This is a genomic window from Streptomyces albidochromogenes (assembly GCF_005981925.1).
Taxonomy (GTDB): domain Bacteria; phylum Actinomycetota; class Actinomycetes; order Streptomycetales; family Streptomycetaceae; genus Streptomyces; species Streptomyces albidochromogenes.
Window position 1 is genome coordinate 1 of record NZ_VBVX01000212.1, and the last position, 11,860, is coordinate 11,860.

Below are 11,860 nucleotides of genomic sequence, written 5' to 3' on the forward strand. Positions count from 1 at the left end.
GGCCGGGTGAGCGTGATCTGCCGTACGAGCTGCTGGAAGCAGGCGAGGGCGGCGAGTGACGGCAGGGCGGCCGCCGCCACGTCCACGACGGTTCGGGGCGCCTGGGAGACGCACAGGAGTATCGAGACCGTGGAGAAGAGCAGTACGACGCTCCACGAGTGCACGGCGCGGCGCTGGTGCAGCGCGGCGCGCAGGATGGACAGCGACGCGACCATCCAGGGCCCGTAGACGAGCACGGGCCACCAGGTCACCGCGTCCTTGGCGGTGCGGTACCGGGCGAGGTGGCGCAGGGGATCGTACGTGACCATGCCGCCGAAGACGCACACCATGGAGACGATGACGGCGGCGAGCGCGGCCAGGAAGAAACTGATCGTCTGCAGGGCGCCGGCCGTGCGTTTTCGTGACAGGGCGCGGCGGCGCCGGCGGGGCGCGGACCGCACGGCGGGCAGCTCCGCCGTGATCCGCGTCAGACCGTCGAGGGGAGCGTCCACGGCGTCGGCGGCCGGCGGCGCGTCGCGGTCGGCGGGCGCGTCGACGCCCGCGTCGCGGTCGTTCTGGATGGCCTCCTGGAGGAGATGGGCGAGTTCTTCCGCCGGGTCCCAGGGCATGTCGAGCGGGCCGAGAGGATCGAGGGGGGCAGGTTGCTCGTGCCGGAATCCGGCCTGCGGACAGCTGTCGTCCGGCTTCGACCAGGAGGCAGTGGACCCTGAACCGTCGGGAGGTCCGACGCGGCTGTGGCGGCCGCGCCCCTCATGCATGTCGCTGCCCGCCCGGCTGACCGCGGTGCCCGCCCGGGGCTTCGGCGGCGCTCGACAGCGTGACGAAGTCGGCCTCGATACGTCCCAGCTCCGCCAGGAGGTGTTCCAGGAGCGGGGACGAGTACCGCAGGTCGATACAACGGTCGTTGTCGTGCAAAGTCGCGTTCGCTTCCTGCGCGAAGCGAAGGCGTACGGGGGGCGTGAAGACCCACTCCCCCATCCGAACGGCGGGGGCGCCGACATCACTCCTGGAACTGATCAAGCGCTGCACGGGCATGTCGGCCCGCTTTGCTTTCGTCATATTCCGCCCAACGGTGTAGGCGTTAGGCAGGATGCGCGGCATCTGGGTGATTAGGAGGCATATGAGTGGTCACTACCGGGTGGTTTATCGGTTCTGCAGCGACCCTTTGGTGTAGGGTGCCCCCTTCCCGCTGACGACCCGCCTCAGGGTCGGACCACCGTCGCCCTTGCCGGGGCGTGAACCGGCCGGAAGCGGTGACCAGGGGTGATCGCGTGCGGCCAAGCGCCGAGGCGTCCGGCGGTGAGCCGTCCCCCAACCTATGGCGCTCACCCGCCGTGGACGGCAGGCCGGTCCGCCGGGTTGGAAGTGCGCCGGGGGCGCACAGAGGCATTGTTCCACACCGCTCGTGCGGAACAGTGCGCCCGGCGCCGGGTGTCGGTCGCGGGCCACCGGTGCCGCGTGCGCCGGGCAGGGAGCTCCTGCCCGTGGCCCGCCGGGGGACAGCGGCCGCTGGACGCGATAGCGTCCCCTCGTGGAGTTCGACGCGTTCACCGACCTGCTCGACTATCCGATGTACCTGGTCACCGCCGCGACGGCGGACGAGCGGGCGGGATGCCTGGTGGGGTTCGCCTCCCAGAGTTCGATCGACCCGCCCCGGTTCGTGGTGTGGCTGTCCAGGGCCAATCGCACGTACCGCGTGGCACGTGGGGCCTCGCACCTGGGCGTCCACCTGCTGAGGCGCGAGGACAGGGCGCCCGCCGCGCTGTTCGGCGGCGAGACGGGCGACAGCGTCGACAAGTTCGCGCGTGTCGCGTGGCGCCCGGGGCTCGGCGGCGCACCGGTGCTGGACGAAGCCTGCGCCTGGTTCGTCGGACGCGTACGGGACCACTTCGACGGCGGGGACCACGTCGGTTTCCTGCTGGAACCGGTCGCCTGCTCACCGCGCCCGCCCGGCCGTCCGCAACTGCTCGCCTTCACCGACGTCGGCGACCTGACACCGGGCCACCCCGCCTGACCGCCGCCCCGGCCTTCGACGAGGCGTGCCGCCAGGCGGGTTCCGGCGGCCGGGCCCACTGATCGAGCGGGCCCGGCGGCCGGGGCGCACGGAGCGGCGGCCGGACTACCAGATGGACTCGACCCACTCGGGGTGGTCGATGAACGGGTTCCTGTTGTGCTGGTAGGTGCTGAAGATGACCTCGTTGCGGCGCTGCTCGAACGCGTCCGGCGGGTCCTGCTGCGACCACTGCTTCAGGACGCTGAGGCGGCCGATCGCCGGAAGGGAGCCGTTGCCGACCCGGTCGTTGGGTTCGAGGTCGGCGTAGCCGTCGCCGCCGTCGTACCGTACGGCCATGTAGAGGATCATGCGGGCCACGTCGCCCTTGACGGCGTTGCGGGGCTCGAAGCTGTCGGCGTCGGTGTAGTTGCCCGTCGCGCCGGACACGGTGCCGCCGCCGTTGTCGAAGTCCTTGTTGCCCCGGATGCTGTTGACGGTGACGTCCTCGGGCCGCAGGTGGTGCAGGTCGGTGCCAGGGCCGGTGGAGGTGCCGAAGTCGCCGTGGGACTTGGCCCAGACGTGCTCGCGGTTCCAGTCGCCGGTGTTGCCGCCGTTGCGGGTCTTGGCGATGGACTTGCCCGTGTACAGCTCGATGACGTTGGCCGAGTTGGCGGGGTCCTGATCGGTGTTCTTCAGCGCCGTCCAGACCTGGTCGTACGAGACGGTCGACTGCGAACTGATGATCGTGTGCAGCGCGCTCTTGAGTGCGGCGCCGGTCTTGCCTTCTGCGGCCGCGTAGTACGAACCGGGGTCCGACGCCGCGGTGACGGCGGTCGTCGCGCGTTCGGTGTCCGCGGCGGGGCCGGCCTGCGTGGGGGATGCTGCGACCATGCCTATGGAGCCGGCCGCGACCAGGGCGGCGGCCCATCTCAGGGTGATACGACGGGACATGGGGATGGTGTCCTCTCATGGATGCCCGATGGGGCGGGCGATCACGACGGTGGTCGGACCCTTCCACGCCACGGGCAACTTCGGATGACATCCACGCAACAACCACAATTCAAGATCACAACTGTTCACAATCGCTCACAGGCCCTCCCTGACCCGGCGCGGGCGACCAGGGCGCGAAACGGCTGCCCCGTACGGCCGTTGGCGTCGTCGCTGCCGGTGTCAGCGGACCGGCGAGGGAAGGGCCGTGAACGTGACGTCCGTGGCACGCGGGACTATCTCGACCTCGTCGCCCAGAGCCCATTCGGCGACCCGCGAGACCGTGGCGGCCGGAACGGCGTCGCTGATGCCAGGTGCCGCGGGGATGTTCTGCGTGGCGTGGGCGTCGTGGGGCATGACGACCCGGAAGCCGAGCGCCAGCGCGGTGCGGGCCGTGGCCAGTACGCACATCTCCGACATCATCCCGCAGACGGCCAGGGCCCGTACCCCCGCGTCGGTCAGCAGGTTCGCCAACGATGTCCCTTCGAATCCGTCGTCCTCCGCCTTGCGCATCACCACCTCCGTGGGTCCCGGCAGGATCGGGTGGTGCAACTCCCACCCGGGCGTACGGGGCTCGTCGTCCGCTCCCGGCGCTCCGTCGTTCTGGATGTGGACGACGAGCGCCCCGCTCCGCCGCGCCCGTGCGATCAGGTCCGCCGTACGGTCCAGGAGGCGGGCCGCGTCCGGGACGGCTCCGTCACCACGGACGAACGCCGACTGGACGTCCACGACGAGCAGGGCCTCCACGGGATTCACGTCATCGTTCATGCCCGCCATGATGGCGGTCGGCGCCGCGAGGTCACACCGGTTTTCCCACCGGCCCCGGTTCGGGCGGCGTCTCCCCCTCTGCGTTCACGTGCGGCAGCGCCCGGTCCAGCCAACGGGGCGTCCACCAGGCCGACTTGCCCAGCAGCGTCATGGCGGCGGGCACCAGCAGCAGGCGTACGACGGTGGCGTCGATGAGGACGCTGGCCGCCAGCCCGAGGCCCAGCATCTTCACCACGATGTTGTCGCTGACGATGAAGGCCGCGAACACACTGACCATGATCAGCGCCGCGCAGGTGATGACCCGCGCGGTGATCTCCAGGGCGTGCGCGACGCTCGCCCGCGGGTCGCCGGTGCGCAGCCACGCCTCGTGGACCCGGGACAGCAGGAAGATCTCGTAGTCCATGCTGAGCCCGAAGACGATGGCGAACATCATCATCGGTACGTAGCTCTCGATGGGCACCTCGCCCGAGACGCCGAGCGCGGGACCGCCCCAGCCCCACTGGAAGACCGCCACCACGACACCGTAGGAGGCCGCGATCGACAGGACGTTGAGCACGGCCGCCTTGACCGCGACGAGCACGCCGCGGAAGACGACCAGGATGACGAGGAAGGCGAGTCCGACGACCACGGCGATGATCAGCGGCAGCCTGCTGGAGACGACGTCGAGGAAGTCCACCTGGGCGGCGGCCGTGCCCGTCACGTACGTCCTGGCGTCGGTGCCGGACACCGCCTGCGGCAGGACGTCGTCCACCAGACGGTTGACCAGTGCGGTGGTTTTCTCGTCCTGCGGAGCGGCGACCGAGTACGCCGTGCCGATCAGCACGTCGCCGTCCGACGTGGGCTGGAGCGGCGTGATGACCGCGGCGTCGGGCACGTCGCTCAGGGCGCTCTTCGCCGCGTCGGCGAGCGAGGACCGGTCGGCCTGCGGCACGGAGGTCTGATCGATGACGAGCGTCATCGGGCCGTTCGAGCCGGGGCCGAACGCGGACGACATCAGGTCGTAGGCGCGCCGGTCGGTGAACGACTTCGGGTCGGCCCCGTCGCCGATGTGTCCCAACTGGATGAAGAGCAGCGGGATCGCCAGGACGGCCAGGACCACGACGCCGGACGCCATGAACCACCACGGGCGGCGCTCCACCCGCTGGGCGTACCGGTGCCATGTGCCGTGCGCCTCCTCGCCGGGCTCCGCGCCGGTCTCGGCGACGGGCCCGCGGACGCGGAGCTTGTCGATCCGCCGGCCGATCAGCCCCAGCAGGGCCGGGACGAGGGTGAGCGCGCCGAGCACGGCCGTGACCACGGTGACCGCCGCGGCGAGGCCCAGTTTGCCGATGAAGCCGATCCCGGAGACCCACAGGCCCGACAGGGCGATGATCACCGTGCAGCCGGAGACGAGCACGGCCCGGCCACTGGTCGCCGCCGCCGTCCCGGCCGCCGTCACGGGGTGCTGCCCGTTCATCAGGTTCTGCCGGTGGCGCGTGATGAGGAAGAGCGCGTAGTCGATGCCCACGCCGAGGCCGATCATCGTGGCGAGCGTCGGTGAGACGGTGGCGAAGGTGAACGCGGCGGCCAGGAACCCGAGGAGGGCCAGTCCGCAGACCACCGCGATCAGCGCGCTCACCAGGGGAAGTCCCGCCGCGACGACACTGCCGAAGCCGATCAGGAGCACCACGATCGCCACCCCGAACCCGATGGCCTCGCTGGTGCGGTCGTCCGCCTCGGGCCGGGCCAGTTCGCCCAGCGGTCCGCCGTACTCGACCGTCACGTCGGCCGCGCGCAGCGGCTGCACGGCCTGGTCCACACCGTCGAGGTAGGAGGACCCCAGGGTGGAGGGCTGGACGTCGAACCGGACGGTGATGTACGCCGTCTTCCCGTCGCCGGCGTACGGCCCGACGTTCTGGCTGCCGGTGGGAGGTGTGGTGCCGGGCGCCGGCAGCGGGTTCTGGGCGCTGAGCACGTGGGGCAGCTTCTCCAGGCTGGTCACCGCGGTCGCCATCTGGCCGCTGACGCCGGTGAGCGCCTTCGAGGCGTGGAGCACGATCTGCGCGCCGTAACCGCCGGCGGCGGGGTCGTGCGCCCGCAGGACGTCGAGTCCGTCCTGCGACTGGGACCCGGGCAGGGAGAAGTTGTCGGAGTACGAGCCGCCGTGCGACCGCTCCAGCACCTGCAGTCCGACGAGCGCGGCCAGCCAGAGCACGACGACGGTCACGCAGTGGCGGGCACACCACTCGCCGAGGCGCCGCAGCACACCCCGGGGGCGCGGTGCGGCGGGCCGGTCGGCCGCTGAGTGGGACGATGGCATGCGTTCTCCCGTCGACCGCCGACGCTGCCGGCACGGTCCGTGCCGCGTACGCGGCTCCTGGGGAGCGACGCGCCGTACTGCCCACAGTGAAGCCGCCACCGGCCCGCGCGGCACGTCCGCCGGGGAGAACGGGTGACGCGGCCGACCCGCTCGGGAAACCGTTCGCGTACGGGCCGCCGCTCGCCCTGTTCACGCGCCCGCCTTGGGCACGCGTGCGGTCAGAGGACGGTCCCCTCGCGTCCCGCGACCGCGGCGGCGAGGCCCCGCGTGCGGTAGCTGTCGGCGTCGAGGGTGACCACCTCGGCGTGATGGGCCAGGCGGTCGACCGCGGCCGAGGCGATCCCGGCGTCACCGAACACTTCCTCCCAGCGGCCGAACGGCCGGTCGCTGGTGACGATCAGGGAGGCCCGCTCGTAGCGGTGCGAGACGAGCTGGAAGAGGAGGTGGGGCGCCTCGTCCTCCAGGGGCGCGTAACCGAGCTCGTCCACGATCAGCACCGGGTACTCGTCCAGCCGTGCGAACTCCTTGGCGAGACGGCCCGCGGCTTTCGCCTCACCGAGGCGGGCGGCCCACTCGGCCGCCGTGGCGAACAGCACCGGGTGTCCGGCCTGGCACGCCCGCAGGCCCAGCGCGACGGCCAGGTGCGTCTTGCCGGTGCCGGGAGCGCCGAGCAGCACCACATTGCGGTGGCCGGCGACGAAGTCGGCCTTGCCCAGCCGGGCGAGGGTCTGCGGGCCCGGCGACCGCAGGAGACCGTCGTCGAACATCTCCAGCGTCTTGCGCGCGGGGAACCCGGCCGCGTCGATCCGCGCTTCCGCCGCGGAACCCGCTTCGTCCGGCGTGTGGTCCCGCTGCCGGGGCAGGACGACCGGCTGCGCGGCGGGGGCGGCCTGCCCCCGGTGCTCGTGCGAGGCCATGGGGCCGGACATGTAGGCGAGGATCGCCGCCGAGGCGATGAAGGCCATGTGGATCACCGTGCCCCAGAGCAGGTCGTGCTGGGGCGTGTGGTGGACGTCGACGAACATCTGCAGCAGGTGCACCGACGAGATGCCGACGATGGCGGTGGCCAGCTTCACCTTCAGGACGTTGGAATTGACGTGCGAGAGCCACTCCGGCTGGTCGCGGTGGCCCTGGAGCCCGATCCGGGAGACGAAGGTCTCGTACCCGCCGACGATCACCATGATCAACAGATTGGCGATCATCACGACATCGACCAGTTTGAGAACGGCGAGCATCACATGCGTCTCGTCCGCCCGCCCGCTGACGACGTGGTCGATGAGATGCCACAACTCGTTGAAGAACTTGTAGACGTAGACCCCCTGAGCGGCCACCAGGCCGAAATACAGCGGGGCTTGGAGCCATCGGGTGGCGAACAGCGCGCACCCGAGCGTCGTCATGGTCGATGGGGGTGTGGCAGGGCGGGACAAGAGAACCTCCGGCCGTGGGCAGATTCGTATTCTTGTGGGCCACGGCCGAAAATCTGAATTCGCACCACTCGTTGGGGTTAATAGAATTCCAGTAGGACAGTGCGGGGAGCGGCGCCGGGCGCTCCCGTCACACCGGCTCGGGGGCGAAGGACATCAGCGCGTCCTCGCCGGGCTGGACCACGGCGCAGCTGCCCTCGGGCAGTTCGTTCCATACGCCCGGCAGATCGCCCAGCGGCTCCGAGACGATGAGGCGCGTCTCGGGAGAGGCGTCCTTGAGGAACGCGAGGTCGGGGTGGAGCGCCCGTACGGTGGCCTCGCGGGTGCTGTAGAACAGCGACCGCGACGGCTGCCGGCTCGAGTACCGGAACGCCCACAGCCGTCTGCTGTCGGTCACCGCGATCGTCATCTGGAGCGGGAACTCCACTCCGTGCTCCCGGCCCATCCCTTCGACCAGCCCGGCCATCCGCGCGACGGCGCCCGGAGCGTCCTGGTCCAGGCCGAGGGTGATGGCCAGGTAGAACATCACCTCCGAGTCCGTCGAGCCCTCGAGTGAGGAGAACAGCGCCGGGTCGATGGCCATGGACAGGTCGCGCCGTATCCGGTGGAAGTCCGTGATCGCACCGTTGTGCATCCACATCCACCGGCCGTGCCGGAAGGGGTGGCAGTTCGTCTGCTGCACGGCCGTACCGGTCGAGGCGCGGACGTGGGCGAAGAACAGCGGTGAGCGGACGTGGTCCGCGATCTCCTGCAGGTTGCGGTTGTTCCACGCGGGGCCCGTGTCCCGGACGATGGCGGGCGTGCCGGCGCCGGATCCGTACCAGCCGATACCGAATCCGTCGCCGTTGGTGGTCTCCACGCCCAGCCGTGAATGGAGGCTCTGGTCGATCAAGGAGTGAGCGGGCTTGTACAGGATGTCACCGAGGAGAACGGGTGTTCCGGAGTAGGCAAGCCATCGGCACATGGAGAGCACTCCCTGCCTCGACGCAGTTTCTCCTGGCGGGTGCCCCGCACGAGCGCCGGGAAACAGGTCGCTCAGGTGCCGGGCTTGCGCCCGTAGACGAAGACGTCGTCGCCGTTGCGGAGCATGCTCCAGTACTTCGAGGCGTCCTTCTTGGTCATGTTCACGCAGCCGTGGGAGCCGGGGGGCGCCCAGACGCTGATGCCGACGGAGTGGAAGGCCTGGCCGCCGTCGAAGAACTGGCTGTACGGCATCGGCACGTCGTAGATGCTGGAGACGTGGTCGATGTTGCGCCAGTAGATCTTCTTCGCACCCGTCCTGGTCTCGTAGCCGTTGCGGCCGGTGCGCACCGCGACCGGTCCGTACTTCAGCTCTCCGCCGTCCTGGATCCAGCTGAGCTGGAGGGTCAGGTCGACGCAGGCGATGCGGCCCTTGTTCGTCGGGCACTTGCCGGCCCGGTTCGGGTTCGTCCCGACGGCCTTCTGCTTGGTCATGAGGTCCATGACGCCCCAGGTGACGGGGCCCGCGTATCCGGCGTTCGGACTGATCGAGTGCTTCGTCTGGAATGCCTGGATCGCCCTGCAGTCGGCGGCCGACTGCCGTCCGTCCACGGGGCGGCCGAGGAACTTCTCGACCTTCTTCTGGTACGGGCCGGTCTGTGTCGTGCACGAGGCGGCCTGCGCCGGCGTACTGCCCATGGCCACGGTGAGCGGGGCCACCAGCGCGGTAATTCCGGCCGCGACCATTCCTCTTCGGCGTATGTCCCTCACTGATGCCCCTCCTTGTGCGCCCGTGCGATTCACGTTTCGCCTAATAGACGGCGGAAAAGCGGCCGCAGTTGCACGCGGAAAGGAGACAGTTCGGTAACCGTGGCCGGGATCGGCCCGGCCGCCCGGCGGGGGCGGTCGCACAGAACGCCACAAACACGACATCGCCGTATCGCCTCGACGACGGGACGGGGCCGGTCAGTTCGGCGCGGTGGCGGTGGCGGGCACCAGGGCCCAGATGTGCTTGCCGTCCGCGTGCGTCTCGACGCCCCATCGGGAGGCCAGTCGGTCCAGTATGTGCAGCCCGAACCCGCCCACGGCGGCCTCGGGGTCGGGAACCCGGGGTTCGGGCGGCTTCGGACTGGCGTCACGGACGGTCAGGCGCACGCCGTCCGAGGTCGGGTCGAGCCGGAGCCAGGCGTCCGTACCGGCGTGCCGGTGGGCGTTGGTGACCAGCTCGGACACGAGGAGCACCACGACCTCGACTCGTTCGGGCGGCCAGCTCCACGACTCCAGCGTCTCCCGGGCGAGGTCCCGGGCGTGACCGAAAGCGCCCGGCCCCTGGGCGATACACCAGCCGTGGCCGGTGGCGGCGTCAGACATCGCTCTCGCATGTCCGTCTGGAAATGATCACGTCCATGGGCCCCTCGGGCGAACTCGAATTGTTGGTCAAAGGCTACGGGATTGACGGCTGATCCCGTCAGGTTCTCGCGGCGCCCACCTCATGGCCGCCTTTCGCCCGCCTTTTCCCCGGCTTCTCTCCCCCGCCCCTCGCCAACTCGTCCGCGCCCGGGGGCGGTCGGGCACCCGACTGTTGAAACGGGCTGGCCGGGGCACATGGCAGCCATGAATGATCTTCACGTCGGCGCAACCAGGGGGGACCGTCGCATATGACCATATCCGGGCGCAGGCCGGGGCGGATCCGGCGGAGAACGGCCTTCAGCCTCCGGCAGACGATCCTGTGCTTCGGCCTCGTCGCCATCGTGCTGTGCGGCGCGGGGCTCACCCTGAGGCTGGCCGTACGAACGGCCGACAGCCGCCCGCTGTTCGCCGTCGTGATCGTCGTCGTCGCGGCCGGCGCGGTGGCGGCCCTGCGGAACGCGCGCGGACGCCGCAGGGCCGCCCGCGTCACCGACGCCGTCGTCGAGGCCACGTACGAGATGTCAGGGAGCGCGCCGGTCCCGGAGGGGCGGCCGGGCGATCCCGCGCCCGCCGTGGTCACGGAGGCCGGGACGGCGGCGGAGGCGGAGGTCCCCGTCGAGACGTTCGCGGCCACCGACTACGCCGCCATGGACCCGGTGGAGTTCGAGCAGGCCGTCGCCGCGCTCTGCGAGCGGGACGGCTGCCGGGACGTCCACGTCGTCGGCGGAGCGGGGGATCTCGGCGCCGATGTGGTGGGCATCACGCCCGACGGGCGCCGCGTCGTCATCCAGTGCAAGCGCTACGGCCCCATGAACAAGGTCGGCTCCCAGGACGTCCAGCGCTTCGGCGGTACGTGCTTCGCGGTCCACGAGGCGCACGTGGCGGCCGTCGTGACCACCGGCGAGTTCACCCAGCCCGCCGCCGAGTACGCCGAGCAGTGCGGGATCCTCTGCGTCGACCACGCGGGCCTTGTGGCCTGGACCGACGGCACGGGCGTCGCCCCCTGGGACGCGGAGGTGAGCGCTCCGTCGGGAAACTGCCCCTGATCCATTGCCGAGCGGAATGAATACAAAATGGAAGCCAGGGCACACCGTCGTGGGAAAACAAGCACTACCAGGGGAGGACACACAGATGACAGCGACTTCCGCCCAGGCCGCCGACACCGATCGGATGGAGGCCGCGGCCCCTTCCGACGTCGGCTCACCGGCCGGTGCCGAGGAGTTGCCTTGGATAGAGGACGCGGGGAAGGTGGCCCCGAAGGACGCTCGAGCACTGTCGAAGCTGTTCTTCGAGCGGCTCCAAGTCCTTGAAGAGGGCACTCACGAGTACCAGTACGCGCGCAACACCCTGATCGAGATGAATCTCTCCCTCGTGCATTTCTCGGCGCGCCGGTTCCGCAACCGGGGCAGCGGCGAGATGGAGGACATCATCCAGGTCGGGACGATCGGTCTGATCAAGGCCATCGACCGGTTCGACCTGTCGCGCGAGGTCGAGTTCACGAGCTTCGCGCTCCCCTACATCATCGGGGAGATCAAGCGCTTCTTCCGCGACACCTCGTGGGCCGTGCACGTGCCCCGGCGACTGCAGGAGCTGCGGGTCGAGCTCGCCAAGGCCAAGGAGCGCCTCGCCGTCGACCTCGGCCGCGAGCCGACCGTCAAGCAGCTCGCCGAGCATCTTGACCTCAGCGAGGAAGAGGTCATCGAGGGCATCGTCGCTTCGAACGGATACATGGCGGGCTCCCTGGAGACCCCCAATGACGGCGGGGACAGCGGCGACGGGACACGCAGCGTCGCCGACGTACTGGGTGAGCCGGACCCTGCCATGGAGACGATCGAGGACCTGCACACGCTGGCCCCTCTCCTGGACCAGCTCGACGACCGGGAGCGCCGCCTCATCGAGATGCGCTTCGGCCAGGAGCTGACTCAGTCCCAGATCGGCGAGCGGCTCGGCGTCTCGCAGATGCAGGTCTCACGCCTCCTCAGCCGCACGATCGCCAAGCTCCGGGCAGGCATGTTCGCC

General features: G+C 70.3%; 12 protein-coding genes. 3 read left to right on the forward strand and 9 right to left on the reverse strand.

All coding sequences use genetic code 11. From position 1 onward, the window contains the following. Positions 1-608 (reverse strand): DUF2637 domain-containing protein (locus E2E34_RS23855; protein ID WP_244316032.1); only part of this gene is annotated, 608 nt, incomplete at its 3' end. 142 nt (positions 609-750) lie between these two features. Further along, positions 751-1,101, reverse strand: coding sequence for a hypothetical protein (locus E2E34_RS35965; RefSeq protein WP_208765319.1), 351 nt, complete (start codon positions 1,099-1,101; stop codon positions 751-753). Between the two features lie 469 nt (positions 1,102-1,570). Between E2E34_RS35965 and E2E34_RS23860 the strand changes: the two genes are divergently transcribed. Next, positions 1,571-2,014, forward strand: a complete 444-nt coding sequence (locus tag E2E34_RS23860) for a flavin reductase family protein (RefSeq protein WP_138903978.1) — start codon at positions 1,571-1,573, stop codon at positions 2,012-2,014. A 105-nt stretch (positions 2,015-2,119) separates the two neighbouring features. Here E2E34_RS23860 and E2E34_RS23865 read toward each other — a convergent pair whose 3' ends face one another. The 7 genes from E2E34_RS23865 to E2E34_RS23895 form a co-directional block, all read right to left on the reverse strand. Beyond that, positions 2,120-2,944, reverse strand: a complete 825-nt coding sequence (locus tag E2E34_RS23865) for an endonuclease I family protein (protein WP_138903969.1) — start codon at positions 2,942-2,944, stop codon at positions 2,120-2,122. Positions 2,945-3,163: 219 nt separating this feature from the next. Next, positions 3,164-3,748 (reverse strand): cysteine hydrolase family protein, encoded by a 585-nt coding sequence (locus E2E34_RS23870; protein WP_138903970.1) that lies wholly within the window; start codon positions 3,746-3,748, stop codon positions 3,164-3,166. Positions 3,749-3,779: 31 nt separating this feature from the next. Next, entirely contained in the window at positions 3,780-6,047 is a 2,268-nt protein-coding gene (locus E2E34_RS23875) for an MMPL family transporter (protein WP_138903971.1), read from the reverse strand. A gap of 218 nt (positions 6,048-6,265) precedes the next feature. Beyond that, a complete protein-coding gene (istB, locus tag E2E34_RS23880; RefSeq protein ID WP_138903972.1) occupies positions 6,266-7,444 on the reverse strand; it encodes an IS21-like element helper ATPase IstB in 1,179 nt (392 codons plus the stop codon). Between the two features lie 157 nt (positions 7,445-7,601). Then, positions 7,602-8,435 (reverse strand): class II glutamine amidotransferase, encoded by an 834-nt coding sequence (locus tag E2E34_RS23885; protein ID WP_138903973.1) that lies wholly within the window; start codon positions 8,433-8,435, stop codon positions 7,602-7,604. Between the two features lie 71 nt (positions 8,436-8,506). Then, on the reverse strand, positions 8,507-9,202 hold the full coding sequence (locus E2E34_RS23890; protein ID WP_138903974.1) for a L,D-transpeptidase: 696 nt from the start codon (positions 9,200-9,202) through the stop codon (positions 8,507-8,509). Positions 9,203-9,397: 195 nt separating this feature from the next. Further along, the gene (locus tag E2E34_RS23895; protein WP_138903975.1) at positions 9,398-9,802 is read right to left on the reverse strand and encodes an ATP-binding protein; all 405 of its coding nucleotides are present in this window, start codon (positions 9,800-9,802) and stop codon (positions 9,398-9,400) included. Positions 9,803-10,089: 287 nt separating this feature from the next. Between E2E34_RS23895 and E2E34_RS23900 the strand changes: the two genes are divergently transcribed. Together E2E34_RS23900 and E2E34_RS23905 are read left to right on the forward strand one after the other, a co-directional pair. Continuing rightward, positions 10,090-10,887, forward strand: a complete 798-nt coding sequence (locus tag E2E34_RS23900) for a restriction endonuclease (protein WP_138903976.1) — start codon at positions 10,090-10,092, stop codon at positions 10,885-10,887. An 85-nt stretch (positions 10,888-10,972) separates the two neighbouring features. Further along, on the forward strand, positions 10,973-11,860 hold an 888-nt coding region (locus E2E34_RS23905; RefSeq protein ID WP_138903977.1), incomplete at its 3' end, for an RNA polymerase sigma factor SigF.